Source organism: Nocardia sp. NPDC003726, assembly GCF_053586955.1.
Genome location: NZ_JBSFNF010000010.1, coordinates 199,545 through 224,863, shown reverse-complemented (window position 1 = coordinate 224,863; position 25,319 = coordinate 199,545). Strand labels below are relative to the sequence as shown.

28 protein-coding genes are annotated in these 25,319 nt (G+C 69.0%); 11 read left to right on the top strand and 17 right to left on the bottom strand.

Annotation, left to right across the window (positions count from 1 at the left end):
• Nucleotides 1-26 precede the first annotated feature (26 nt).
• The 6 genes from ACWDMM_RS16495 to ACWDMM_RS16470 form a co-directional block, all read right to left on the bottom strand.
• Nucleotides 27-2,084 (bottom strand): CocE/NonD family hydrolase, encoded by a 2,058-nt coding sequence (locus tag ACWDMM_RS16495; protein WP_449938140.1) that lies wholly within the window; start codon nt 2,082-2,084, stop codon nt 27-29.
• 216 nt (nt 2,085-2,300) lie between these two features.
• On the bottom strand, nt 2,301-3,038 hold the full coding sequence (locus tag ACWDMM_RS16490; protein WP_195083149.1) for a phosphoglyceromutase: 738 nt from the start codon (nt 3,036-3,038) through the stop codon (nt 2,301-2,303).
• 81 nt (nt 3,039-3,119) lie between these two features.
• Entirely contained in the window at nt 3,120-4,010 is an 891-nt protein-coding gene (locus ACWDMM_RS16485) for an ROK family protein (RefSeq protein WP_449938137.1), read from the bottom strand.
• 68 nt (nt 4,011-4,078) lie between these two features.
• A complete protein-coding gene (locus tag ACWDMM_RS16480) occupies nt 4,079-4,582 on the bottom strand; it encodes a type III secretion system chaperone family protein (protein ID WP_195083151.1) in 504 nt (167 codons plus the stop codon).
• Nucleotides 4,579-6,024, bottom strand: a complete 1,446-nt coding sequence (gene mshA, locus ACWDMM_RS16475; protein WP_449938134.1) for a D-inositol-3-phosphate glycosyltransferase — start codon at nt 6,022-6,024, stop codon at nt 4,579-4,581. Before mshA ends, ACWDMM_RS16480 begins: the two co-directional genes overlap by 4 nt.
• A 77-nt stretch (nt 6,025-6,101) precedes the next feature.
• Entirely contained in the window at nt 6,102-6,923 is an 822-nt protein-coding gene (locus ACWDMM_RS16470; RefSeq protein ID WP_357207455.1) for an alpha/beta fold hydrolase, read from the bottom strand.
• 71 nt (nt 6,924-6,994) lie between these two features.
• Between ACWDMM_RS16470 and ACWDMM_RS16465 the strand changes: the two genes are divergently transcribed.
• Together ACWDMM_RS16465 and mscL are read left to right on the top strand one after the other, a co-directional pair.
• Entirely contained in the window at nt 6,995-7,732 is a 738-nt protein-coding gene (locus ACWDMM_RS16465; protein WP_195083154.1) for an SDR family NAD(P)-dependent oxidoreductase, read from the top strand.
• Nucleotides 7,733-7,828: 96 nt separating this feature from the next.
• On the top strand, nt 7,829-8,317 hold the full coding sequence (gene mscL, locus ACWDMM_RS16460) for a large conductance mechanosensitive channel protein MscL (protein WP_449938132.1): 489 nt from the start codon (nt 7,829-7,831) through the stop codon (nt 8,315-8,317).
• A 6-nt stretch (nt 8,318-8,323) separates the two neighbouring features.
• On the opposite strand, the gene ACWDMM_RS16455 is transcribed toward mscL, so the two are convergent.
• Both ACWDMM_RS16455 and ACWDMM_RS16450 read right to left on the bottom strand, forming a co-directional pair.
• Complete coding sequence (locus ACWDMM_RS16455; RefSeq protein WP_195083191.1) at nt 8,324-9,547, bottom strand: L,D-transpeptidase; 1,224 nt, start codon at nt 9,545-9,547, stop codon at nt 8,324-8,326.
• 83 nt (nt 9,548-9,630) lie between these two features.
• Nucleotides 9,631-10,710 carry a UDP-N-acetylmuramate dehydrogenase gene (locus tag ACWDMM_RS16450; protein WP_449938189.1) on the bottom strand — a complete coding sequence of 360 codons (1,080 nt, stop codon included), beginning with the start codon at nt 10,708-10,710 and terminating at the stop codon, nt 9,631-9,633.
• Between the two features lie 129 nt (nt 10,711-10,839).
• Between ACWDMM_RS16450 and ACWDMM_RS16445 the strand changes: the two genes are divergently transcribed.
• The 3 genes from ACWDMM_RS16445 (at nt 10,840) to ACWDMM_RS16435 (ending at nt 12,737) form a co-directional block, all read left to right on the top strand.
• Nucleotides 10,840-11,325, top strand: coding sequence for a DUF2505 domain-containing protein (locus ACWDMM_RS16445; protein ID WP_195083155.1), 486 nt, complete (start codon nt 10,840-10,842; stop codon nt 11,323-11,325).
• Nucleotides 11,326-11,445: 120 nt separating this feature from the next.
• Nucleotides 11,446-11,967 (top strand): DUF2505 domain-containing protein, encoded by a 522-nt coding sequence (locus ACWDMM_RS16440; RefSeq protein ID WP_195083156.1) that lies wholly within the window; start codon nt 11,446-11,448, stop codon nt 11,965-11,967.
• Complete coding sequence (locus ACWDMM_RS16435; RefSeq protein ID WP_449938129.1) at nt 11,937-12,737, top strand: class I SAM-dependent methyltransferase; 801 nt, start codon at nt 11,937-11,939, stop codon at nt 12,735-12,737. The genes ACWDMM_RS16440 and ACWDMM_RS16435 overlap by 31 nt, the downstream gene beginning before the upstream one ends.
• Nucleotides 12,738-12,753: 16 nt before the next feature.
• Here ACWDMM_RS16435 and ACWDMM_RS16430 read toward each other — a convergent pair whose 3' ends face one another.
• Complete coding sequence (locus tag ACWDMM_RS16430) at nt 12,754-13,362, bottom strand: hypothetical protein (RefSeq protein ID WP_357207446.1); 609 nt, start codon at nt 13,360-13,362, stop codon at nt 12,754-12,756.
• A 99-nt stretch (nt 13,363-13,461) separates the two neighbouring features.
• Between ACWDMM_RS16430 and ACWDMM_RS16425 the strand changes: the two genes are divergently transcribed.
• Nucleotides 13,462-14,184, top strand: a complete 723-nt coding sequence (locus ACWDMM_RS16425) for an LmeA family phospholipid-binding protein (RefSeq protein WP_195083158.1) — start codon at nt 13,462-13,464, stop codon at nt 14,182-14,184.
• Nucleotides 14,185-14,257: 73 nt separating this feature from the next.
• On the opposite strand, the gene deoC is transcribed toward ACWDMM_RS16425, so the two are convergent.
• Nucleotides 14,258-14,926: a deoxyribose-phosphate aldolase gene (deoC, locus tag ACWDMM_RS16420; protein WP_357112592.1), complete on the bottom strand. Its 669-nt coding sequence runs from the start codon at nt 14,924-14,926 to the stop codon at nt 14,258-14,260.
• Between the two features lie 155 nt (nt 14,927-15,081).
• Between deoC and ACWDMM_RS16415 the strand changes: the two genes are divergently transcribed.
• Complete coding sequence (locus ACWDMM_RS16415) at nt 15,082-15,624, top strand: GNAT family N-acetyltransferase (protein WP_195083160.1); 543 nt, start codon at nt 15,082-15,084, stop codon at nt 15,622-15,624.
• Nucleotides 15,625-15,659: 35 nt separating this feature from the next.
• Here the strand turns inward: ACWDMM_RS16415 and ACWDMM_RS16410 are convergent, their stop codons facing one another.
• Both ACWDMM_RS16410 and ACWDMM_RS16405 read right to left on the bottom strand, forming a co-directional pair.
• Nucleotides 15,660-16,076 carry a type II toxin-antitoxin system VapC family toxin gene (locus ACWDMM_RS16410; RefSeq protein WP_195083161.1) on the bottom strand — a complete coding sequence of 139 codons (417 nt, stop codon included), beginning with the start codon at nt 16,074-16,076 and terminating at the stop codon, nt 15,660-15,662.
• Complete coding sequence (locus ACWDMM_RS16405) at nt 16,073-16,324, bottom strand: FitA-like ribbon-helix-helix domain-containing protein (RefSeq protein WP_195083162.1); 252 nt, start codon at nt 16,322-16,324, stop codon at nt 16,073-16,075. Before ACWDMM_RS16405 ends, ACWDMM_RS16410 begins: the two co-directional genes overlap by 4 nt.
• A gap of 112 nt (nt 16,325-16,436) precedes the next feature.
• On the opposite strand from ACWDMM_RS16405, the gene purU reads away from it, so the two are divergent.
• Entirely contained in the window at nt 16,437-17,327 is an 891-nt protein-coding gene (purU, locus tag ACWDMM_RS16400; RefSeq protein WP_195083163.1) for a formyltetrahydrofolate deformylase, read from the top strand.
• A gap of 21 nt (nt 17,328-17,348) precedes the next feature.
• Here the strand turns inward: purU and ACWDMM_RS16395 are convergent, their stop codons facing one another.
• From ACWDMM_RS16395 to ACWDMM_RS16375, 5 genes are all read right to left on the bottom strand, one after another.
• Entirely contained in the window at nt 17,349-18,392 is a 1,044-nt protein-coding gene (locus ACWDMM_RS16395) for an alpha/beta fold hydrolase (protein WP_195083164.1), read from the bottom strand.
• Nucleotides 18,393-18,484: 92 nt separating this feature from the next.
• Nucleotides 18,485-18,775, bottom strand: a complete 291-nt coding sequence (locus tag ACWDMM_RS16390) for a DUF2516 family protein (protein WP_040870424.1) — start codon at nt 18,773-18,775, stop codon at nt 18,485-18,487.
• A gap of 82 nt (nt 18,776-18,857) precedes the next feature.
• A complete protein-coding gene (locus ACWDMM_RS16385; protein WP_195083165.1) occupies nt 18,858-19,541 on the bottom strand; it encodes a heparin-binding hemagglutinin in 684 nt (227 codons plus the stop codon).
• A complete protein-coding gene (locus ACWDMM_RS16380) occupies nt 19,538-20,044 on the bottom strand; it encodes a helix-turn-helix domain-containing protein (protein ID WP_067797276.1) in 507 nt (168 codons plus the stop codon). The genes ACWDMM_RS16385 and ACWDMM_RS16380 overlap by 4 nt, the downstream gene beginning before the upstream one ends.
• 105 nt (nt 20,045-20,149) lie before the next feature.
• Nucleotides 20,150-21,484 carry a DUF445 domain-containing protein gene (locus ACWDMM_RS16375; protein ID WP_195083166.1) on the bottom strand — a complete coding sequence of 445 codons (1,335 nt, stop codon included), beginning with the start codon at nt 21,482-21,484 and terminating at the stop codon, nt 20,150-20,152.
• Between the two features lie 239 nt (nt 21,485-21,723).
• On the opposite strand from ACWDMM_RS16375, the gene ACWDMM_RS16370 reads away from it, so the two are divergent.
• The 3 genes from ACWDMM_RS16370 (at nt 21,724) to ACWDMM_RS16360 (ending at nt 25,315) form a co-directional block, all read left to right on the top strand.
• Entirely contained in the window at nt 21,724-22,392 is a 669-nt protein-coding gene (locus tag ACWDMM_RS16370) for a TetR/AcrR family transcriptional regulator (RefSeq protein ID WP_084485797.1), read from the top strand.
• A gap of 223 nt (nt 22,393-22,615) precedes the next feature.
• A complete protein-coding gene (locus ACWDMM_RS16365; protein WP_195083168.1) occupies nt 22,616-24,028 on the top strand; it encodes an ABC1 kinase family protein in 1,413 nt (470 codons plus the stop codon).
• A 36-nt stretch (nt 24,029-24,064) separates the two neighbouring features.
• Nucleotides 24,065-25,315 carry a saccharopine dehydrogenase family protein gene (locus tag ACWDMM_RS16360; RefSeq protein ID WP_195083169.1) on the top strand — a complete coding sequence of 417 codons (1,251 nt, stop codon included), beginning with the start codon at nt 24,065-24,067 and terminating at the stop codon, nt 25,313-25,315.
• Nucleotides 25,316-25,319: the final 4 nt, after the last annotated feature.

Here is a 25,319-nt window from a genome sequence, read left to right as displayed (position 1 = left end):
GTGCACGCTCGGACCCCGCCCCGGATCTACCAGCCCGGATTGCCACCGACCGGCACGTTGACGAAGCTCGGACGGCCGGGGTCCAGCTCCAGATGCTGTGGCCGCATGCCGGTGTCGATCAGCATCGGCAGGATCGGCAGGCCCTTGGGGAAGTTGCCGGCGTACACGTCGACGCGCAGCCGGTGCCCGGGTTGCAGGATCGCCTCGGTGGCGGGCAGCGCGATGTCCAGCGTGGTCACCTCGCCCGGGACGGTCGGCTGCCGCTGCTCCAGCGACGTGAACGGCCGGGGATCGGTGTAGTCGCCGTTGGCCGACTTGCTGCTGTTCGCCTCATCGATCGCCCGCAGCGAGGCCATGAGCTGCCCCGACGAAAGCACGCTCGACTGCCCGTCCGGCGCGACGTCGTTCACCGTGACCACCCAGTACCCGTCGGCGGCGTCCTGGACGGTGTTGAGCCGCACCGCGATTCGCCCCGAGATCGTGGTCGGCTCGGCGACCGGGGCGCTGGTGAAGGTCAGGCCGTTGAGTTCCTCGACCCTGGAGTCCTTCGCGCACCCGTCGATGACCGACAGCACACCGGCGGTGCCCTGGGCGGCGTCGTTGGAGCACAGGCTGGTCAGGCCGGGCGCGACGGTCAGGCGCGCCGGCTCGCCGGTGCCCGCGGCGTCGAGCGAACCGTCGTACAAGCTGTTCGCGGTACCGCTGGGCGCGGCGGACAGATACATCCTGCGATGCACCGCCTGCCCCGAATCCGCGGCGGCGGTCGGCGCGGCGAACGATTCGGTGGTGATCCAGCCGCCGCCCTGCTGGCGCAGCGTGATCGGGCCGTACTGCTCGATGCCGTTGTCGACGTCCTTGAGCCACCGGTCGAACCAGGCGCGCTGCAGCACGTCCAGCCGCGGCGGCAGGCCCGGCTTGCCGTACTCGTTGCCCGAGTTGAGGTGATAGGTGTTGCCCATCAGCAGCTGCTTGTGGCCCGGCGGCAGCGGGATCTCGTTGTAGATCTTGGATTCGGAGTAGGTGAACAGGTCGTGCCAGCCGCCGGTGACGAAGGTCGGCGTCCGGATGTCGCTGGGATCACCGAGCCAGTCCTGGCGCGGGCCGGAACCGTCGGTCAGCAACTCCTTGGCGCGCGGGTCGAGATCTTCGATGCGCGCGGTGGTGTAAACGTTGAGCAGCACGTCCATGAAGGTCAACGGGTCGCGGGCGCGGTCGGCCAGCCACGTGGTGTCCAGCTGTCCGTTGAGCACCGAGGCCAGATCGGGGATCAACTTGAGGCCGTTGATCGCGGTCAGCCACAGCGGGATGAAGTTGAAGCCGAATCCGCCGCCCGGCGCGAGCACGTCGTTGACCAGATCGCTGCCCGGCACCACGGGGAAGATCGCCTGCAAGGCGGGCGGGCGCTTCTCGGCGACCTGCACCTGGTTGATCCCGGAGTAAGAGACGCCGTTCATGCCGACGCGTCCGTTGGACCACGGCTGGCGCGACGCCCAGTCGATCACCTCGACCGTGTCCTGCTGCTCACGTCCGCGCAGCATGTCCCAGACGCCCTGGGAGAAACCGGTGCCGCGCACGTCGACGACCACCTGCGTGTAGCCGCTCTTGATCAGCTGCCGGTCGACGGTGAAGTTGCGCAGTTCGCCGCCGCCGAACGCCTTGGTCAGATCGGTGACGCCGGACAGCGGGGTGCCGCTCATGTCGATCTGCCGGAAGAATTCGATCAGCGCGTCGGACAGTCCCGGGATCGACTGCGCGTGATCGGCCAGGTTCGACACCAGCTTGGTGTACGGGGTCAGGTTGACGATCGTCGGCGTGGGGGTGTCGATGGGGCGGCCGGAGACGTCGGCGGGCCGGTAGACGTTGCCCTTCAGGACCGTTCCGTCGCTCATCGTGATGGGGACGTCCCACTGGATGTTGATGTTCGGGTACTGCTGTGGACCATCCTGGGTGGCCGTCCAGGCCGCTCCCGCAGCGCCGCCGTCAGGGCCGGTCGGCGGCGCGACGGCATCGGCGCCGCCGGCTGACAAGGGGACGAGCATCGTGGCGGCAACCGCCGCAACCGTGGCCCGCAACGCGTTCTTCATCGGACGTGATCCACCTCTCGGCTGGTCGAACGACCAGAGTGTACCGACTTACTTGCCGGTAAAAACAGTGGGTAACTTAAACCGCCGACGTCGCGTCGCGGAGGGACCGGCAGCGCTCCGGCGTGTCGCACGGCAACGCACGCCTACCGCCCATCGAAACGACGACGCGCTGCCACCCGATCCGGGTGACAGCGCGTCGATACTGCGTGATGCGGACTATTTGCCGCCCTGACCGGCGACGGCGGCGGCGCCCGCGGCGGCCGCCTCGGGGTCGAGGTACTCGTGCGGGCGCACCGGGCGGAGGTTCTCGTCCAGCTCGTACCGCAGCGGGATGCCGGTGGGGATGTTCAGGCCCGCGATGTCCTCGTCGGAGATCTGGTCGAGGTGCTTGACCAGCGCGCGCAGCGAGTTGCCGTGCGCGGCGACCAGCACGGTCTTGCCGGACAGCAGGTCCTTGGAGATGGTCGACTCCCAGTACGGCACCATCCGGTTGACCACGTCGAGCAGGCACTCGGTCTTCGGCACGTCGATGCCCGCGTAGCGCGCGTCGCCTTCCTGGCTGTACTCGTTGGCCGGGTCGATCGGCGGCGGCGGGGTGTCGTAGCTGCGGCGCCAGAGCATGAACTGCTCGTCGCCGTACTTCTCCCGGATCTGCGCCTTGTTCTTGCCCTGCAGCTCGCCGTAGTGGCGCTCGTTGAGCCGCCAGTCCCGGATCACCGGGATCCAGTGCCGGTCGGCGGCGTCCAGCGCGATGTTGGCGGTGGAGATCGCGCGACGCAACAGCGAGGTGTAGACGACGTCCGGCAGGATGCCGTGCTCGGCCAGCAACTCCCCGGCACGCTTGCCCTCGGCGATGCCCTTGTCGGTCAGATGCACGTCCACCCAGCCGGTGAACAGGTTCAGGGCGTTCCATTCGCTTTCGCCGTGGCGCAGCAGCACGAGGGTGTACGTCATGCGGCCATCCTCCCATGTGCGCTCGCGGCGGTCGCATCGGTTCCCGTCCGCCCGTCGCTGCGCCCGCGGGAAAGCGCCATGTCAGGCGAGTTCTTCCGCGGCGAGCACGCCCGCGCCCGCCAGCGTCGCCCCGTGACTGATCGCGGAGAGTTCCACACGCAGTCCGCGCAGGAATCTCAGCCCGGCGTGCGCGTGCACGGCGGCGCGCAGCGGATCCCACAGCGGCGCACCGGATTGCGCGAAACCGCCGCCGATCACCACCCGGTCGACGTCGAGCAGGGCGGCGGCCGAGGCGATCGCTGCGCCGAGCGCGGTGCCCGCCCGGCGCAGCGCGGCGACGGCGATCTCGTCGCCCGCGTGCGCGTCCGCGGCCAGCCGTGCCCCCGTGGTGCCCGACCAGCCCTGCTCGCGCGCCCACCGCACCGACGACATGCCGCTCGCGACCGCCTCGACGCAGCCGCGGCCGCCGCAGCCGCACGGCGTGTCCCAGCCGGGCACGACGATGTGCCCGACGTGCCCGGCGTTTCCGGTGCGCCCGAGCAGCACCTTCCCGTCCGCCACGATTCCGCCGCCGATTCCCGACGACACCGTCATGGCCAGAGCGTCGGACACCCCGCGCAGCGCGCCCATGCGGTGCTCGGCCAGCGCCAGGCAGGCGCCGTCGATCGCGAAACGAATGGCGGCGGCGGGAAACAGCTCACGCACGGCGGCCACGATGGGGAAGCCGGCTCTCCACTCGGGAATGTTCAACGGACCCGTGACGCCGGTGCGCACATCCACCGGCCCGGCCGCGCCGATCCCCACCGCGCCGACGGGCTCCGCCCCCGCGACCGCGAGCAGCAGTTCGCGACAGACGTCCCACACTCCCGCGCCGGGCACGTCCACCCGGCGCACCTCGCACACCTCGGCGCCGGGGCCGACCACCCCGGCCGCGAACTTCGTCGCGCCGATGTCCAGAGCGAGAATCGCCAATGCCGTCCCTTCGCCGAACCGAACCACCCGCGATTGTCACCCGGCGGGCCGGACCCGGCGACGACCGGCTACGGCTTGTCGGCGGAATCGACCAGATGCTCGAAGGCGCGCAGGTTCTGCAGCGACTCGCCCCGTGAGACGCGCCACTTCCATTCGCGCCGAATGGATTCCGCGAAGCCGAGTTCCAGCAGCACGTTGAAGTCGGCGTCGACGGCCTCGAGCACCTGCCCGAACACCCGGTCCAGTTCGTCGGCGGTGACGGCGTGCCCGGACATGCGGCCGACCAGATAGATGTCGCCGACCCGGTCGAGGGTGTACGCGACGGCATAAAGCCTGCGGTTGCGGCGCAGCAGGAACTTGTACACGCCTTCGAAGTTCTCGTCGGGCTTGCGGCAGACGAACGCTTCGAAGCGAACCCCGTGCTTGCCCACCGTCACCATCACGGTGGTCTTGAGCTTGCGTTCGCCGGGCAGGACGACGACGAAGGTCTCCTCCCCCGGCCGGGTGTATTCGATCTCCCGATCCCGCAGCGTCTCGTCGATCAGTCGCGCGGTCGTCTGCACCTCGTTCATCGGCGTACTCCCATCCGGCGCCGCCACAGCGCCCGCGATCTCGCCTGACTGTTCTCACCGAGCAGGGCGGCCGTCCGCTCGCCGGCCAGGCCGGTGCGGTCGGCGGACACCCGGTCGTACGCATCCTCCCGCACATCGCTGTGCGCCAAGCCGCGACCGCCGAAGACCGCCCGCTCGTCCCGGAAACCGGCCATGGCCGCGGCGTAGCTGGCCAGCAGTCCGTCGGCGGTGTGCGCCCAGGAGAAATTGGCCGCGTGCGTGACGGCCCGCTCACCCATCCGGTGCAGCCGGTCCGGGTCGTCGAGCAGGTAGCGCAGGGCGTCGGCCCAATCGGCGGTGCGGTGGCCGGGGACGAGCAGCCCGGACACCTCGTGCCGCACGGCCGTGCCGAGACCACCCACGTCGGCGGCCAGCACCGGCGTGCCGCTGGCCTGCGCCTCGATCGCGACCAAGCCGAAGGACTCGTTGTAGCTGGGCACCGCGACCAGGTCGGCGGCGCGGTAGACCAGCACCAGCCGCTGCGGCGGCTGCGGAGGCAGGAAGCTGACCCGCTCGGCGATGCCGAGTTCGGCGGCCAGATCGATCAGCGCGTCGGGCCGCTCCAGCCCGCTGCCGGACGGACCGCCGACGATCAGCACGCGCAGTTTTCGTTCCGGGTCGACGCGCAAGACCTCGGCCGCGGCGCGCACCAGCACATCGGGCGCCTTCAACGGCTGGATGCGGCCGACGAACGCGACGATCCGCTCATCGGCGGCCAACCCGAGCTCGGCGCGGGCGGCGGCCTTGTCACCGGGGCGGTAGCGGGCCAGGTCGGCGCCGGGCGGCACGACGTCGATGCGCTCGGCGTCGGCGCCATAGAGTTCGACCAGTTGGCGGGCCTCCTCGGCGGTGTTGGCGACCAGCCGGTCGGATTCGGCGATCACCTGCTTCTCGCCGATCTCGCGGGTCGCCGGTTCCGGACAGTCGCCTTCGGCCAGCGCGGCGTTCTTCACCGCCGCCAGGGTGTGCGCGGTGTGCACCAGCGGCACCCGCCACCGATCCCTGGTCAACCAGCCGACCTGGCCGGACAACCAGTAGTGCGAGTGCACCAGGTCGTAGTGGCCCGGCAGGTGCCTGGCCTCCTGACGCAGCACCTCCGCGGTGAACGGGCACAGCTGGGTGGGCAGATCGTGCTTGTCGAGCCCCTCGAACGGGCCCGCCACCACGTTGCGCACCAGCACGCCGGGCGCGGCCTCCTGGACGGGCGGAACGTTCGACGCGGTGGCCCTGGTGAAGATCTCCACCTCGGTGCCGCGGCGAGCCAGCTCGACGGCCGTCTGCAGGACATAGACGTTCATGCCGCCCGCGTCGCCGGTACCGGGCTGAGCGAGTGGTGAGGTGTGCACCGATAACACGGCGATACGGTTCGGCCGTAGGTCCAGGCGCTGACTCACACTATCCATAGTGCACGTTGCGTTCCCCGGCCCAGACACGCTATCCGCGGCAAGTGAGAGCTATCACAGAGCAGACATGATTCCGATCACAAGCTCTCGATGAACGCGCTCACCTCCGCGACGAACCGCGCGCGGTCCTCGATGAACAAGCCGTGCTGGGCGCCCTCCCAGAACGACATCCGCGCGTTCGGCGCCGCCTCCGCGATGTAGCGGCCGTTGTCGACGGGGACGACCCTGTCGGCCGTCCCGTGCAGGACGAGCACCGGAACGTCCAGCGTGCGGAGGGTCTCGGTGTTGTCGACGGTCCGGTAGAACAGCGCTTTGCGCACCGCGGGCGGGGTCGCGAGACCGGCTCCGAACAAGCGTTGGGCATCGGGCCCCTTGTCCGTGCCGGGTCCGGTGTTGGCGTTGCCGAACACACCGAAGGCGCGCACCGCCCGCCCCGCGCTCTCCTCGAAGACGCCGGGAATCGCCTCCTGCATCATGCTGCCCGTGGCCGCGCCGGGCACGCCGGGGCCGATGTTCGCCATCGAGCCGGTGTAGACGACGCCCGCCACGGCTCCGGTGCCGTAGGCGGTCAGATAGTCCGACAGCACGATCCCGCCGTAGGACCAGCCCAGCAGCACCGCGCCGGACTCGATGTCTTCGGCCGCCAGCACCGCCGCGACGTCGGCGGCCCAGTTCTTCGGATCGTCGTAGCCCGCCGCGGGCGTGTCGGAGTAACCGTGGCCGCGCAGGTCGACGGCGATCACCCGGAAGAGCGCGGCGAGGTCGTCGGCGGCGCCGCCCCAGCAGCGCAGGTTCGCCGACCAGCCGTGCAGCAGCACCAGTGGCCTGCCCTGCGCCGGACCACTCACCCGGTAGACGATGTTCGTTCCGTCCGCGCTCACCACGTCCCGTATAGCCATGCACCGAGGCTAACCGTGCTCGCGGTGACCGCACGGCCCCGGCGAACCACGCGCACCTAGGATCTGTTCGCATGAGCACTCGCACCGCCGTCGTCACCGGAGCCAGCTCGGGAATCGGCGAGGCCACCGCCCGCGAACTGGCGAAGCAGGGCTATCACGTCTACGTCGGTGCGCGCAGGGTCGATCGTCTGCGCCGCCTCGCCGACGAGATCGGCGGCACGGCAGTGGCGCTCGACGTCACCTCGGACGAGTCGGTGCGGGCGTTCACCGAAGCGGTCGAGCGCGTCGACGTGCTGGTCAACAACGCGGGCGGCGCCAAGGGCCTGGCCACGGTGGCCGAGGCCGACCTGGACGACTGGCGCTGGATGTGGGAGACCAACGTGCTCGGCACGCTGCGCGTCACCAAGGCGCTGCTGCCGAAGCTGATCGCCTCCGGTGACGGGTTGATCGTCACCGTCACGTCGGTGGCCGCGTTCACCGCCTACGACAACGGTTCCGGTTACACCTCCGCCAAGCACGCCCAGGCCGTGCTGCACCGCACGCTGCGCGGCGAGCTGCTCGGGCAGCCGGTGCGGCTCACCGAGATCGCGCCCGGCGCGGTGGAGACCGAGTTCTCGCTGGTGCGTTTCGGCGGCGACGCCGAGCGCGCGGCCAAGGTGTACGAAGGCATCGATCCGCTGGTCGCCCAGGACATCGCGGAGGTCATCGGGTTCGTCGCGTCGCGGCCGGCGCACGTCAACTTGGACCAGATCATCATCAAGCCGCGCGACCAGGCGGATGCGGGCCGGTTCGCCCGCCGCACCTCATAGCGCGGGGTATCGTCCGGTCCGGCCGCGAATCGCTGGACCTTCGCTCTTCGCCCCGAGCCGTTAGCATCCGAGAAGCCGCAAGCGTAAGGACATCGGATGGGAGTGACTCGGCACATGCTCAAGGGCTTCAAAGAGTTCCTGATGCGCGGGAACGTCATCGACCTCTCGGTCGCCGTCGTCATGGGCACCGCGTTCACCTCCGTGGTGACCTCGGTGACGAAAGGTGTGATCAATCCGCTGCTGGCGGTGTTCGGCAGCACCAATCAGCTCGGCCTCGGCGTGCAGTTGATCCCGTCCAAGCCCGCTACCTTCATCGCCGTCGGCCCGATCATCACGGCCACCATCGATTTCGTCATGGTGGCCGCGGTGCTGTATTTCGTGCTGATCCTGCCCATGAAGACGATCAAGAACCGCTTCGGCACGCCCAAGGCGGCCGAGCCCTCCCAGATCGAGTTGCTGACCGAGATCCGCGACCTGCTCGCCGAGCGGCACGATGCGGTGCGCGCCCAACGTGAGGCCGATCGCAAGGTCGAGGCGGAACACGCCGACGGTGCGACCGAAGAGCAGAACGTGAAGGTGCGCTAGAACCGGTCAGCGTGCTCCGGCGGGCCGCGGCGGCAGGGGGGTGGCGGAGACCACAGCCGAGGGCGCGCCCTGCAACGCGGACATGGTTTTCCAGGTGTCCCAGTCGATGGTCCAGTCATAGAGGTCGCCGTCGGCGGCCGAAAGCGGGATCGAAGTGCCGGTCACCTCGACCGGATCGCCGTACAAGGACGTGGGGAAATACGCCTGGGCATCAGCGGGTGACAGATTGATGCAGCCGTTGGTGACGTTCGCCGACCCCTGCGCCGACAGCGATTCCGGGTTGGCGTGGATGAATTCGCCATTGTTGGAGATACGTACCGCCCAGCGCTCGCGAACGTTGGTGTAGTACGGCGGATTCGACATCATGAAGTCCTCGTACTTCTCGGTGACCACGTGGATGCCGGAACGAGTGACGTTGCGCGCCTCGTTGCCCTCGCCGTAACTCACCGCGAAATCGAAGATCGTCTGCCCCTCGCGGACCACCTGCATGCGGTGACTCGGGGCGTTCGCCTTGACGATCTGGCTGCGGCCGATGCGGAAATCGGTGGTCAGATCGGAATCGCCGTAGTTGCCGCCGCCCAGGTCAAGGCCGTAGAGCCGGGCCGAGACGTGCACGCTGGTCCCCGGCGTCCAGTAGTTCCTCGGACGCCAGTGCAGGCGCGAGCCGCCGTCGTCGGGGAACCAGGCCCACGCGCCCTCGGTGGGCGGGTCGGTGGTGACGGTGAGCGCCTTCTCCACCGCCGCCTTGTTCGACACGGAGGATTTGAACTGCAGGATGATCGGCGCCGCGATGCCGACCTCCTGGTTGTCGCCGATGTTCAGGGTCGCGGGGACGGTGCTCTTCGGCGTCAGGGTGTGGAACGAGCCGTCGATCGGGATCGGCTTGCCGTCGGTGCCGACGGCGGTGCCCGACCAGGTGTAGGTGGCGTCGTAGCCGAGCGGCTCGGTGATGGTGTAGGCGCGCCGGTCCGGTGCGAGTTCGCCGCGGACCTGCTTGCCCGCGGCGTTGGTCAGCGCGATCTGATCGATCGTGCCGTCACTGATCGTCACCGAGACCGGGGCGGTCGGGTTGACGTTCGTCGCGTCGTCGGCGGGAGCCAACGTCGCCTTGGCGATCGGGCCCGCGGCGGGACCCGGCTTGCCGGAGCCGCGGTCTATCGTGCAGCCGGCCACCGCGGCGACGACCACGAGCAGGACGGCCGACACCACGGCAACCGATCGGCGGATCATGGTGCGGTGGTTCACTTCGTCGAATCTACGCGCGCCGCCCGCCGCGCCCCGTCGGCGCAGCGTGTGGTGTCGGCCTCAACGGGTCAGAGCGTGACGCCCACGGTGACCGGTTCGGGTTCCAGCCGGATCCCGAAACGCTCTGCCACGCCGTCGCGGACGGTCCTGGCAAGCGCCACCACATCGTCGGCCGCCGCGCCGCCGCGATTGGTCAGTGCCAGTGTGTGTTTCGTCGACAGCCGGGCGGGCGCGCCGTCGCCGGGGAAGCCCTTGGCGAAACCCGCCCGCTCGATCAGCCAGCCCGCGGAGAACTTGACCCCGTCCGGCGCGGGGTAGGTCGGCACCGCGACGTCGCCCACGTGGGCGGCGATCGCGGCGCGCACCTGCGCCACCCGCTCCGGCGCGACCACCGGATTGGTGAAGAACGAACCCGCGCTCCAGGTGTCGTGATCGGCGGGATCGAGGACCATGCCCTTGCCCGCGCGCAACCGCAGCACCGCCTCCCGCACCTGCGCGGCGGGGCGGGACTCGCCGTCCGAAGCGCCCAGCGCTGAGGCCAGCTCGCCGTACCGCAGCGGCACGCTGGAACCGTCGGCGCGCAGCGCGAAATCGACCGCGAGCACCACGGCGTCGTCGCGGTGCTTGAGCACGCTGGTGCGGTAACCGAAACCGAGTTCGCCCGGCTCCACCCACCGGATCTCGCCGCCGGCGCGATCGAGCAGACGCACCCGGCGCAGCAGGTTCGCCACCTCCGCGCCGTAGGCGCCCACGTTCTGCACGGGCGTCGCACCCGCCGAGCCGGGAATGCCGGACAGGCACTCCAATCCTCCGAGACCGGCCTCGACCGTCGCGCGCACCACCGCGTCCCAGTTCGCGCCCGCCTCGGCCACCACACCGCCGTCGCCGATCTCGACGCCGGTGGTCGTGATCCGCACCACCACGCCGTCGAAGCCGTCGTCACTGATCAGCAGATTGGAACCACCCGCGAGCAGCAACACCGGGACACCGGCGGCGTCCAGCGCGCGGACCGTGGCGACCAGCGACTCGGTCGTCGCGCATTCGGCGACCAGCGCGGGGCCGCCGACGCGCAGCGTGGTCAGCTCCGCCAGCCGCACGCCTGCGCGCAGCCGCGCGCCGGTGCCGGCGAGAAGATCCGACGGAACCACTCGTGAAGTTCGCACGGTGGTAAACGGTAGCGTGCGCGCTATCGGCTACGAGCTGGCGTATTCAGCCCACGAGCAGATCGGACAGCACGGCTCGTGGAGCGCGAGCGCCACACGGTAGCGTGTGGAGCCATGGCTACACCGCTGGCGTACACGGCCCGCTATACCCATCCGACCGCCGCGGTGCGCGCGGCTTTCGCGAACGACCAGTACTGGAAGGATCGCATCGCGCAGGTCGGCGGCCCCAACGCCCGGCTGGATTCGGTCACCATCAGCGGTGACGAAGTGCGTGTCGAGATGGTGCAGGCCATCGCCGCCGAACTGCTCCCCGCCGCGATCACGGCGGTGCGGCCGGGCGATCTGATCATCCCGCGCGTCGAGCACTGGACCGGAGACCAGGCCACCTTCACCGCGCGCGTCGATGGCGCGCCCGCCGAGGTGCGCGGAGCCATCGCCTTGGCCGCCGAGGGCTCCGGCGCCGTCACCACGGTCGACGGCACCATCGAGGTGAAGATCCCGCTGTTCGGCAGCAAGATCGAGAAGGCGATCGCCGAGCACCTCACCGAGCTGCTGAAGAACGAGGCGGAGTTCACCGAGAACTGGCTCGCGGCGCACTGACCGGCCGCGCAGCGCGGTCACTGTTCGACGTCACATCGTGCCGTCCCGGCATTCGTGTGAGTTCCGCACTCCACCCGCCCGGCGAGGTCGGCGCCGCCGGTCCCGGTAACCTGTGAGCCCATGGCACGCCGATTGGACTACTCCGCCCGCTATCCGCTGCACACCACGAAAGAGCTGTACGCGGCGCTGTCGAACCGCGACTACTGGGACGCGCGGATGGAAGAGATGCGGAAGTACACCCCCGGCAACGAAGTGGCCCGGCTGGAGGCAGGCGACGACGGAATCTCTGTCGAACTGCACCACGTACTGCCCCGCGACATGCTCCCGGAGATCGCCCAGACGGTGATGCGCAAGGACATGGTGATCACCCGCAAGGAGTTCTACAGCCCGTACGCCGAGGATGAGACCACCGGCAAGTACTCGGCGTCCATCCCGGCGGGCCCCGGCAGCCTCGGCGGCACCATCCGCCTGTTCCCCACCGACACCGGCTGCACGATGCGCTTCTCGTCCGAGGCGAAGGTGTTCATCCCCATGGTCGGCCCGCGCCTGGAACAGCTGATGCTGGTCAACCTGGTCGACCTGTTCCGCGGCGAGGCAGAGTTCACGGTGCAGTGGCTGGAAGAACAGCACCCCACTCGCTGACCAGACCGGTCGGCACCATCACTCGTGGCACCACCGCCGTCAACCGTCTCCGCCGCAGCGACCGCTGGCTGATCAACGACGACCTCGTCGCCGGTCGGCTGCGCGTCGCGCCCGATCCACTGGTCGTCGATCTCGGGTACGGCGCGAGCCCGTGGACCACGTTCGAGCTGGCCGCCCGGCTGCGCATGATCCGCGCCGACGTGCGGGTCGTCGGATTGGAGATCGACCCGCAGCGCGTGGTGCCCGGCCGCGACGGCGTCACCTTCGCCCGCGGCGGATTCGAATTGGCCGGGCTGCGACCGGTTCTGGTGCGCGCCTTCAACGTGCTGCGGCAGTACCCGGAATCGGCGGTCGGCGCGGCATGGTCGACGGTGCTGGCCGGGCTGGCGCCGGACGGGCTGCTGGTCGACGGCACCTGCGACGAATTGGGCAGGCGCTGCGCCTGGATTCTGCTCGACCGGGACGGGCCGCGCTCGCTCACCCTGGCCTGGGATCCCTTCACCGTCGAGCGCCCTTCCGACCTCGCCGAACGCCTGCCGAAGGCGTTGATCCACCGCAACATTCCCGGTGAACCGATCCACACGCTGCTCGCCGCCGCGGATCGCGCCTGGGCGCACGCCGCGCCGCTGGGGCCGTACGGTCCCCGCGTCCGCTGGCGCGCGGCGGCGCGGGCGCTGCACGCCGAAGGGTTCCCGATCCGCCATTACCGCCGCCGCCTGCGCGACAACGTGCTCTCGGTGCCGTGGTCGGCGGTCGCGCCGCTCGGTTGACGCCGGCGCGGTTTCGTCACGCTACGGCAAGCGCCCGGTACACCCGGCGCGCGGCGCGTGGCGACAGGCGCGCCCCCGCGTCGGTGATCTCCTCGCCCGCGCAGCGGTGGATGGCCACCGCGTCGGCCACCACCTCGTTCAAGGCGGATTGCCCGATATCGGACTCGGCCAGGTCGAGCACCGTACGCACCGGCGTCGTCACCAGGAACGCACCAGCCGATTCCACCTCGGCGCCGGTCAGCGCGCGGCGCACGACCACAAGCCGCGGCGTCACCGGCGGGCGTCCCGCCCGCGCCGACAGATGCAGGAACCGCGGGCGCAGACTGCCGAGCCCGTGCAGCTCCGCCGCGCTCTGATGGGAGACCACCGCGGCGCCGTCGAACCAGGCCGCCCACATCGCGTATTCGTCGAGCGGACCGTCCCGCCACCCGGCCAACCGGAGCATGCCCACTCCGGCCCTGGTCACCGAGCCGTCACCGAGACCTGCCCGCACCCGGGCCCCACACCCGGTGCGCAGCACCTGACGAGTCGTGAAGAAACCGGCGTGCCGACCGGCCCAGCGACGCAGAACGCGCCATCCTTGTTCCGCGGATCCGATCGCGCGGCTTGCCGCTTCGCCAGCCATGGGCATCAGGCTACGCTCGCTTTTTGTGCTTCATGTCACATTCGAACCCCTCACTGCCTCCTCAGAGACGGCACAGAAAGGTCGGGAAGAATTTTGGCCATGAGTACGAACGCAACCTCAACCTCGACGATCAACCGGCGGGGCCTGCTGATCGCGCTGACCGTGGTAGCGATTCTGCTCGCCACGGTCTTGGTCGGCGGCGAGGCCTATGCCAGGCACACGGTCTCGAACTGCATCAGCTCGCAGTTCGAGAAGGAGATGGGGTCGAAGATCGACGTGGGCTTCGGGCCCAAGCCGATGCTGCTCACCTGGATCGACGGCAAGGTGCCCTCGGTGAAGGTGAACAGCGACGACTCCAAGTTCGGTCCGGCCGTCGGGATGGTGGTGCACGCCGTCTTCCGCGACGTCGACGTCTCCGATCGGAACGGAAGCGTGATCGGCAGCTCCTCGGCCGACGTCACCTGGAGCAACGAAGGCATTCAGGAAACCCTCGGCGGCATGGTCAGCGGGGTGAGTTCCTCGGCGAGCACCGGCATGCTCACTCTGTCGGTGCTCGGCGGTTTCGCCGAACTCCAACTGAAGCCGCAGATCGTCAACGGCACGGTGCAGGTGGAGACGATGTCGGCGCAGTTGCTCGGCATCGGCCTGCCCTCCGATCTGGTGCAGGGCATCGTCGACCTGTTCACCAAGAGCCTGCAGAGCTACCCGCTCGGCATGACGGCGACCGACCTGAAGGTCACCGACTCAGGCGTCGATGTCCACCTCTCCGGTGGGCGAACCCAGCTCGAGTCTTCCGGCGACAGCTCCGACATGCGCTGCTGACCCGCAGCGCCGCACGGCATTTCGGCCGCACGCAAACGCTTCGGCGATGTGGGCGAACGTCTTCCGCTGTTGGTCAGGCCGGGAAGCCGTCGAGCACTTCGCGCGATCTCGACAGCCCGAGCCGGGTCGCGCCCGCCGCGATCAGCTCCGCGGCCGCCTCGGCGGTGCGGATACCGCCACTGGCCTTGACACCCAGCCGGTCGCCGACCGTTTCGGCCATCAACCGCACCGCGTGCGCGCTCGCGCCGCCCGCGGGATGAAATCCCGTGGAGGTCTTCACGAAATCGGCGCCCGCGCGTTCGGCGACCTGGCACACCCGCACGATCGCTTCGTCCGGCAGCGCGGCGGATTCGATGATCACTTTCAACAGCGCTCGATCGCCGACCGCTTCGCGCACCGTGACGATGTCCGACAACACCGCCGTGTAATCACCCGCGCGCGCCGCGCCGACATCGATGACCATGTCCACCTCGGCGGCGCCCTGGTCCACCGCCAGCCGCGCCTCGGCGCCTTTGACCAGGGAATGATGCTTCCCGGAAGGGAATCCGGCGACCGTCGCGACCACCAGTCCCGGCGCGCGCACCGGCAACATGGACGGCGACACACAGATCGCGAGCACGCCCAACGCCCGCGCGTCTTCGATCAGCGCGCCGACCTGCGCGGGCGTCGCCTCCGGGGCGAGCAGCGTGTGATCGATCATGGCGGCCACTTCGGCCCTGGTCAGCGACGCGGAACTTGCCATGGGGTGAGAGTCTGGCATACCGGACGCGAATTCCGTTGCGCGCCCGGCGGCAGTTCCCGCACACTCGTAGCTGATGGCGCATCGGACCACGTGACGCCACGGTCGACCGACCGACGTGCGCGGATGGGCCCTACTTCGTCCGGGAGGAGACGACCGTGCTGATCCGTCGCGAACGCGTCGACGACGCCACTGCGATCGCGGCGGTGCATCGCAGCGCATTCGCGCCTCGCTATGCCCACGCCGCCGCGTCCGGTGATCGTCCCGGCGCCGCCCCGCCAGAGGTGGATCTGGTCGCGAAGCTGCGCAGCGACGAGGGCTGGATCCCCACGCTGTCGCTGGTGGCGATCGAGCACGACAGCGTGATCGGCCACGTGTGCCTGACCAGAGCCGCGGTCGGCCCGTTCCCCGTGCTGGCCCTCGGCCCGATCGGCGTTCTCGCCGACCATCAGGGCGCCGGAGTCGGCTCGGCCCTCATGCACGCGGCGCTCGGCGCCGCCGACGCGCTCGACGAACCACTGATCGGCTTGCTCGGCAGCCTGGAGTTCTACCCGCGCTTCGGTTTCGTGCCCGCCGCCCGTCTCGGCATCACCCCCGACGACCCGGCCTGGATCAGCCACTTCCAGGTCCGCTCCCTGTCGGCCTACGACTCCCAGATCACCGGCGAATTCCATTACGCGGAGCCGTTTTACCACCTCTGAGCCCCGGCTCAGCGCTTGGTCGTGCGCAGCGGGCGCTAGGCCCACGGGTCGATGACGGGCACTCCGGTAGCTCGGAACGGCGCGGTATCGCGAGTGGCGACGGCCATCCGAGCAGCGCTGGCGGTCGCGGCGATATAGCCGTCGGCAGTACCGATCGCAGCTCCGGTGGCGCGGGCGGCAGCCATGAGTTCGGCATACACCGCAGAGGTGGTGATATCGAAGGCGAGTACTCGTCCTGCGAATAGGGGCAACACACGAGTTTCGAATTTGTCGCGCAAGTTGTCTCGCCGCCTACCGGGAGGCATCGCGGCAATGCCGAACCGCAACTCGGCGACAGTGACAGCTGACAGGTAGAGAGTGCGCAGAGGTTGCGCATTGATCCAAGCGACTACGCCAGGGTCTGGAGCTTTGCGCAGCGGTTCGGAAATGACGTTCGTATCGAGAACGATCACTCGAACTCCACGGGGCTACCCGGCCGTCGATCACGCGCGTTCAGCGCTTCGAATTCGTCGTCGGTGAGTTCGACCTCGCGCCCGATCTCCGCGAGCAACGACCCGAGCTCCACCTGCGCCACGGGAGAAACGGCTTCGATAAGGATTGCCCGCACCTCCGCCTCGGTGCTGCGTCCATGCTGCGCGGCACGTACACGCAACGCCTCGCGGACGTCGTCGGGTAGATCGCGAACGGTCAGCCTTGCCATATCCACTCACCTGCTCCGATTTGACAGCAATAGCGCCATTGCCTTCACTGACTTCAATCATAGCCCCAGAGGCTCGATGATCAACGCACAGCGCGCCTGGGAGGATGTGCTCATGAGTTCCGCTCCATCCGCCCTGGACGACCGCCGCTATGTGCTGACTCTCGGCTGCCCGGATCGGCCGGGCATCATCGCCAGGATCACGTCGTTCATCGCCGAGTTCGGCGGCTCGATCGTGGAGGCCGGGTATCACTCCGACGCGGATACCGGCTGGTTCTTCACGCGTCAGGCGATCAGGGCCGCGACGGTGCCGTTCGGTATCGCGGAACTGCGCGACCGGTTCGCCGGGGTGGCCGCGGATCTCGGACCGGATACCGAATGGCAATTGCTGGACTCCGGCGCGCGCCGCCGCGCGGTCCTGCTGGTGAGCAAGGACGGCCATTGCCTGCACGACCTGCTCGGGCGCGCGGCCAGCGGTGAACTGCCCGCCACCATCGAGGCGGTGATCGGCAACCACCCGGATCTGGCCGCGATGACGGAGGCGCACGGGGTGAAGTTCCATCACGTGCCGTTCCCCAAGGACCCGGCCGAGCGCGGCCCAGCGTTCGACGAGGTGCGCGCCCTGGTGGACGCGCACGACCCGCACGCGGTGGTGCTGGCGCGGTTCATGCAGGTGCTACCCGCCGAACTGTGCGAGCACTGGGCGGGCCGGGCGATCAACATCCACCACAGCTTCCTGCCCTCGTTCGTCGGCGCTCGCCCGTACCACCAGGCGTTCGCCCGTGGCGTGAAGCTGATCGGAGCCACTTGCCACTACGTGACCGCCGAACTGGACGCGGGCCCGATCATCGAGCAGGACGTCATCCGCATCGACCACGCCGACGAAGTGCGCGACATGGTCCGCCAGGGTCGCGACATCGAGCGGGTGGTGCTGGCGCGGGGGCTGCGCTGGCATCTGGAGGGCCGGGTCCTCGTACACGGCCGCCGGACGGTCGTCTTCTCCTGAGGGGCGCGAACCCCCGGCGCGTCAGCCCGCGAGATCGGCGCGGCTCGGCTTGTTCGCCGCGGTCAGAACGCGCGCGAGTTCCTCGTTGAACCGCTCGTAGGCTTCGACATTCCCGAGATGGCCGGTGGGCAGCACCTGGTAACGCGCGAGGCTGCCGGTCTGCCGGAGCAGTTCGACGATGCGTTCGGAGTGCACCGGCGGCGTCATGTCGTCGAACTGTCCCGAGATCACCGTCGTCGGCACGACCAGGTCGCGGGCCGACTCACCGACATCCATCGTGGCCAGCAGGAAACCGAACTTCGAGCGCACCCAGGCCGGACACGACCGCACGATGGCCATGCTGAAATCCAACAACTCGCCCTTGGCCGCGGTGTTGAGGATCTGGCGCGCGAACAGCCAGCGCACCGGCGCGATGGGGGGGAAGACGATCGGGGCTGCGAGCCCCAGCCTGCCGAACAGGAACGGCAGCGGCACTTTCAGTTGCAGCAGCCGCAGCGGCCGGTTCAGCAGCGGCACGACCGTAGTTTCCAGGATCAGCCGGTCCGCCGCGGTATTGGTCAGCAGCACCGCGAGCGCTTGGCGCGCGACCCGCTCCGGGTAGCGCCCGGCCCACGCCTGCAGCGTCATGCCGCCGAGACTGTGTCCGACCAGCACCGCGCGCTGTCCCGGCGCGAGCGCGGCGTCGAGCACGGCGGCCAAGTCGTCGGCCAGCAGGTCCATGGTCAGCTCGCTGGAGCCGTATTCGCTCTCCCCGTGACCGCGCTGGTCGTACGCGATCACCCTGTATTCGCCCGCGAACGCGTTGATCTGCGGATTCCAGTATTCGAGGCAGCAGGTCCAGCCGTGCACGAGCACGACGGCCGGGGCGTCCGACGGGCCGTAGGCGTGCACGCGCAGCCGCGCCCCGTCACCGGCCCGGACCGGAATCACCTCGCGAGGCGCGGTCGGCGGGTTGAACGCGGCGGTCCGGTAGGTACGGGAACGCAGGTCGGCGCTGTGCGCGTCGCGCAAGCTCCGGAGCAGGGCCGGGAAGCTCGTCAACGCGGTCGGCAGCATGGCACGCATCGGACACTCCTTTGTGTTACTGCTAGATACAGTAACCCCGATTCGCGCCGCTTGCTAGTGCAAGCACCCTTACTCGTCGGCGAACTCCACCCTCACCAGCGCGGACCCCGCTGCACCTCGTCCACCTTGGGCCGCACATCGGCCAAGTAGACACCCGTGGCGATGATCGCCGCGAAGGAGAGCAGGCCAAGACCCGCGGGCGAGAGCAGGAGCACGAGCACGGCCGCCCCGAGAATCGCCAGCCAGATCGGCTTGGTCAGCTTGTCAACCGCGGTGAACGCGTCCGGACGCTGACGCACGGCGTGGATCAGCGCGAAAATCGTCGCACCGAGCGCCGCCAGCCACAGCACCAGCAGGATCATCCCGGTCAATCCGTGCACCATATTCACCCCACCCATCATAGAAGCAACGCCCTCGCGCACCAGGGGTGCGCGAGGGCGTCGAATCGTCTCTGCCGCGGGCGGATCAGGCCTTCTTGGGGGCGGCCTTCTTCGCCGGAGCCTTCTTGGCGACCGGGGTGGCGGCCTTCTTGGCCGGCGCCTTCTTCGGCGCGCCGTTGGTGACCGGAGCCGGGGTGGCCTCGGTGGTCACCTCGACGACCTCGGCCTCGACGACCGGCGCCGGGTCGGCCACCGCGTCGGCCTCGACCTCGACCTCGGCCTTGACCGGGCGGCCGAGCAGCCCGTTGACGCGCTCGAGCACGTCCTCGGCGCGGCTGACCGCGTCGCCGTAGAGGGTCTCGACCTTGCCGATCCGCTCATCGACGACCTGGTTGGCGCGCAGCCGCTCGATGGCCTCCTCACCGCGGACGGCGAGGTCGGCGTAGAGGTCGAGCGCCTGCCGGTAGTACTTCTCGGCCAGCGCGCGCAGCTCCTCGGCGGTGAACTTCTCGCGCAGCTCGGCGAGGTCGTCGGGCAGTTCCGACGGCAGACCCGACAGCCGCTCGCGCAGCGACTCGAATCGGTCCTGGACATCGGCGGGAACGTTGGCGAAGCGCTCGCGCGCCTCCTCCACCCGGGCCTGCACCTCGGTGGCCGCCGCGCGCTCGCGCACCTGGGCGAAGGCGTCGTTGACGGCGGTGTAGAGGGCGTCACCCGCGCCGACGGTGGCGAGCAAGGGCTTGGTGACGGTGGCGTTCTTCTCGGTCATGGTGTTTCGTTCTCCTGGCGTGGCGGAGTTTCGGTTGTCGTGCGCGGAACGTCGCTGTCCCATACATCCCCCCCTGCCTCGTTTCCTCCGTTTTCCCGGCGAAACGATTCATAGATGTCCAGCAGCACCTGCTTCTGCCGCTCACTGATGAACGTGTCGGCGAGCAGTGCGTCCCGGACCGGACTGTGCGGCCGCTGCTCGAGATAGCCAGCCCGTACGTACAAGACCTCCGAAGAGACCCGCAGCGCCTTCGCGATCTGCGTGAGCACTTCGGCGGACGGATTGCGCAGTCCGCGCTCGATCTGACTGAGGTACGGATTGCTCACCCCCGCCAGCTGGGCGAGCTGACGCAGCGAGACTTGCGCGGCTTCTCGCTGCGCCCTGATGAAGCCTCCGATGTCGTGCGCCGCACTGACGACGCGACCCCCTCGTTCCCCGGCGCCGGACGAGTGCTCGTCCGATCTGTCGGTGTACTCGGCGGAAACCTCGGGCTGGTCAGCCATCACTCACCTTCTGGCGGGTTGTACGAATTCGATTCTAGGTCAGGGTGCTAGCTATTGCAAGCAGTCTGCTAGCAGAGTTTCGGCAAACGTTCCGCACGCCGCGGATCAACCGCCGAACATCACGTGGGAAATCGTGTAGATCGCCAGTCCGGCAAGCGAACCGACGACGGTTCCGTTGATGCGGATGAATTGCAGATCCCGGCCGACCTGCAATTCGATCTTCTTGCTCGCTTCATCGGCATCCCACCGGGCAACCGTGTCGGTGACCAGGGTGCTGATCTCACCGGCATAGTTTTCCACCAAGTAGCGCGCGCCGCGATCGATCCAGCCGTCGACCTTGGCCCGCATATCCGCGTCGTCGCGCAGGCGCTCGCCGAGCTGCTGCACGTTCTCGGCGACCTTGCGCCGCAGCGTGCTGTTCGGATCGTCGGCGGATTCCAGGATCAGCCGCTTCGCCGCGCGCCACGTGGCCGAGGCCAGTCCGGTGATCTCCTCCCGGCCCATGATCTGCGCCTTGACCCGCTCGGCCTTTTTGATCATGGCGTCGTCGAATTGCAGGTCCTCGGCGAATTCCTCCAGGAACCGATTGGCGGCGAGACGGACCTCGTGCTCCGGGTTGGAGCGGACTTTCCAGGTGAACTCCACCAGTTCCCGGTAGATCCGTTCGGAAAGCAGGATGTTGACGAATTTCGGCGCCCACTGCGGCGCGTCCCGCAGGACGATCCGATCGATCGTCTCCTGGGATCCGAGGGCCCACTGGTGCGCGCGCTCGGCGAGCAGGTCCAGCAGCGCCAGCTGCCGGTTGTCGGCGAGCAGTTCCGCGAGCACCCGCCCGATCGGCGGACCCCACAGCGGCTCGGCGATCCGCTTGACGATGGTGTTGTCGATGACCTGCTCCACGTCCTCGTCGCGCAGCACGCCGACGACGGCGCGCAGGATCGTCGAACTCTCCTGCGCCACGCGCGCGGCGTGACCAGGATCGGCCATCCAGCGCCCGACCCGCAGGGAGACCTGCGCGGAACTCAACTTCGCCGACACCACTTCCGGCGCCAGGAAGTTGGTGCCCACGAAGGTGCCGAGACTGGCGCCGAGCTGGTCTTTCTTTCGCCGGATGATCGCCGTGTGCGGGATGGGCAGGCCGAGCGGATGCCGGAACAGTGCGGTCACCGCGAACCAGTCGGCCAGGGCGCCGACCATGCCCGCCTCCGAGGCGGCCCGCAGGTAACCGACCCAGTCGCCGCCCGCCCCGCGCGATTCGGTCCAGCGGCAGAACAGATAGATCGCGGTGGCCATGGCCAGCAGGCCGGTGGCGAACGCCTTCATCCGCCACAGGTCACGACGCTTGGCCGCCTCGTCGAGCACGGCGGCGAAGCCGAGGGGCGCGGCGGCAGGCGCGGCAGGGGCGTCCAGCACCGCGGTATTGCCGGGAGCTTTCTCCATGCCTCCCATTCTGCTGTGCCCGGCGCAGTGGCGAGCGGGGCGAGCGACTTCACACAAATCGGACGCACCGGGCCTGCGGACTGTGGTTCCTACCGCATCCGGGCTCAAAAGCGCATATCACGGGTAGCGGGGACCTAAGCTGGTAGCCACCGGAGCACTTACGAACGAGGGAGCCCACGCTGTCCACCGAAGACCTTGTCGATGTCGGCGAGCGACCGTCGGCGGTGCGCAGCGGCCGGATGGACGGCCGCAAGCGCCGGTGGCGGCAACACAAGATCGATCGCCGCGAGGAACTGGTCGACGGCACCCTCGCCGCCGTGCGCACCAGGGGCAGCAACGCGGGCATGGACGAGATCGCCGCGGAGATCGGCGTCTCCAAGACCGTGCTCTACCGCTATTTCTCCGACAAGAACGACCTGGTCCACGCGACCATGCAGCGGTTCATCGAAACCACGCTGATGCCGCGGGTGTACGGCGCGATCAGCCTGGACGCCGACGAATACCAGCTGGTGCGCTCCGCGCTGGCCGAGTACGTCGGCACGGTCGACGAGGACCCCGAGGTCTACCGCTTCATCATGGGCAACGGCTCGGCCGACCAGTCCTCGCTGGCGGAGTTCGAGAAGCTTTTCGCCGAGGTGGTGTGCGCGGTCATCACCGAGCGCGCCAAGGACCGGGGCGTGGCGACCGAGGGCGCGGCGCTGGCGTCGTATGTGCTGGTCGGCGGCATTCAGTTGGCCACGCACTGGTGGTCGACCAACAAGTCGCTGTCGCGCGAGGACGTGATCGACTACCTCACCATGCTCGCCTGGAGCGCCATCGAGGGCATGGCCCGGGCAGGCGGTTCGCCCGCGGCGTTCAACGCGCAGCCGCACGTGCTGCCCACCCCCGAGACGCCCGCCCAAGACTGAATCGAGCCATCGGCCCCCGGTGCTAGCTGGACCGCTTGCAAAAGTTCACCGGCACTGTCGACTTTGCCGGAACCTTGGTTAGTCTGAACCCGAGCGGTGCGCCGAGTGTGTTGCGTCACCGCCGGCGCCGTACTCGACGGCGGTCCGCGCGGGACACCATGGTCCCGCACGCTGCCGCCCGCGTGTCCGTCGCTCCGACCGCGGCACCAACGGAGGTACCTCGATGGCGAAGCAAGTACCGACCTCTCGGCTTGCTCGTGGCACGAAGCTGGGCGCGGTGGCAGCCAGTTCGGTGCTTCGCAACCAGCGCACGCGGTTGACCATGCGGGGCAGATCCGAGGCGGTCCGGGCGAAGATGGCCGAGGAGTCGATGATCCGCACCACCGAGCAGGTGGTCACGGTGCTGGGCACCATGAAGGGCGTCGCCATGAAGCTCGGGCAGATGATGTCGGTGCTCGATCTCGACTTGGTGCCCGAGGATCATCGGGAGCGATTCCAGAAACGCCTGGCCGTGCTGCGCAACGCGGCCCCGACGGTCTCCTTCGCGGCCATGCGCCAGGTGATCGAGGACGATTTCGGCAAGCCGCTCGACGCGGTCTTCGCCGAGTTCGACGCCGAGCCCGTCGCCGCCGCCTCGATCGGCCAGGTGTACCGGGCCCGACTACACGACGGCCGCCAGGTCGCGGTGAAAGTGCAGTACCCGGGCATCGACGCCGCCGTGCGCGCGGATCTGAAGAATCTAGCCATGTTCCGGCGCGTGCTGCAGTCCGCGATGCCGTGGGTGACGCCCGCGGTGCTGGACGAGCTGCGGCTGAACATGGAGGCCGAGCTCGACTACCGAGCCGAGGCGGCCACCCAGTTGCAGATCGCCGAGCTGTACGCCGGGCATCCGTTCGTGATCGTGCCGCGCTCGCTGCCGGAGTTCTCCACCACGCGAGTGCTGGTCACCGAATACGTGGAGGGCAAGGGCTTCGATGAGATCCGGCAGCTGCCCCAGGCGGAGCGCGACCGCATCGGCGAGATCATCTACCGGTTCTACGTGGGATCGCTGTTCACCTTCAACGAATTCTGCGGTGATCCGCATCCGGGCAACGTGCTGCTGGCCTCGGACGGCCGGGTCGGCTTCCTGGATTTCGGATTGTTCAACCGTATGGATGCCGAGCACGTGCAGTTCGAGCTGGTCTGCCTGCGGGCCGCCGCCGAAGATCGCGCGGAAGACCTGCGCGAGTTGATGATCAAGCGCGGCGTCATCGATTCGCCGCAGGAGATCGGCGCGGAGGAGTGCCTGGAATACGTGCTGGCCGCCTCGGAATGGTGTCTGGTGGACGAGGAACTGACCATCACCCCCGAGCTGGCCAGCGGCGCCTTCCTGCTCGCGGTCGATCCGAGAGCCAGCGAGTTCACCGGCATGAAGCAGCAGAATCTGCCGCCGGAGCATCTCTTCTCGCGCCGCGCCGACTTCCTGACCTTCGGCATGCTCGGGCACCTCGGTTGCACCGCGAACTGGCATCGCATCGCCAGGGAATGGCTCTACGACGAACCACCGGTCACCGAACTCGGCCGGGCCCATCACGCCTGGCTCGCCGACCGTCCCCGCGCCGCGCCGCAACGGCCGCGCAAGAAGACCACCGAGTAGCCGCCGCCCGGCGACACGACCGCAGAACGGAAAACCATGGCAGACACACGGGAATACGACCTGGTCCTCTTCGGCGCGACGGGTTTCGTCGGCAAGCTGACCGCGGAATATCTCGTCGGGGCCGCGCCGGAATCCGCCCGGATGGCGCTGGCCGGACGATCGCTGGACAAGTTGACCGCTGTGCGCGAGAGTCTCGGCCCGAAGGCCGCGAAGTGGGGCTTGGTGGTGGCCGACTCGAACGACCAGACGGCGCTGGACGAGCTGGCGGCGCGCACCAAGGTCGTGGTCACCACGGTCGGCCCATACCTGCGCTACGGGATGCCGCTGGTGGCGGCGTGCGCCAAGGCGGGCACCCATTACGCCGACCTCACCGGCGAGCCGCTGTTCATCCGCGACGCCATCGACGCCTACCACGAACAGGCCGCCGCCACGGGCGCGAAGATCGTGAACTCCTGCGGCTACGACTCGATCCCGTCCGATCTGAGCGTGTACCAGCTCTATCGCCGCACGGTCGAGGACAACACCGGCGAGCTGGCCGACACCACGCTGGTGGCTTCGCTCAAGGGCGGCGTCAGCGGCGGAACCATCGATTCCGGCCGCGCCATGATGGAGGCGATCGCCGCCGACCCGGCCAAGGGCAAGGTGATGTCGCACCCGTACTCGCTGAGCCCGGACAAGTCGATGGATCCCGACGTCGGCCGCCAGTCCGATCAGGCGCTGTCGCGAGCGAGCGCCATCGACCCGAGCCTGGACGGATGGGTGAGCACATTCGTCATGGCCGCGCACAACACCAAGATCGTGCGCCGCTCCAACGGCCTGCTCGGCTGGGTGTACGGCAAGAACTTCCGCTACCGCGAGGTGATGAGCGCGGGCAAGTCGCGGATGGCGCCGCTGGTCGCGGCGGGCATGGCGGGCGGCATCGTGGCGGGCATGACCGCGGGAGCGCTGCTGTCGCGGGCAGCGGTGGGCCGCAAACTGCTCGATCGCGTGCTGCCCAAGCCCGGCACCGGGCCGAGCGAGCAGGCGCGCAAGAGCGGCTGGTTCACCATGAAGACGTTCGCGCACACCACCTCGGGCGCGAAGTACGTCGCCACCTTCTCCGGCTCCGGCGACCCCGGCTACCAGGCCACCGCCGTGCTGCTCGGGGAGAGCGGCCTGTGCCTGGCATTCGACACCGACAAGCAACCCGAGCTCGCCGGCATCCTCACCCCGGCCGCGGCGATGGGCGACGCGCTCACCGAGCGGCTGCGCGGTGCGGGCATGACGATCACCGTCGACCGCGCCTGAGGGA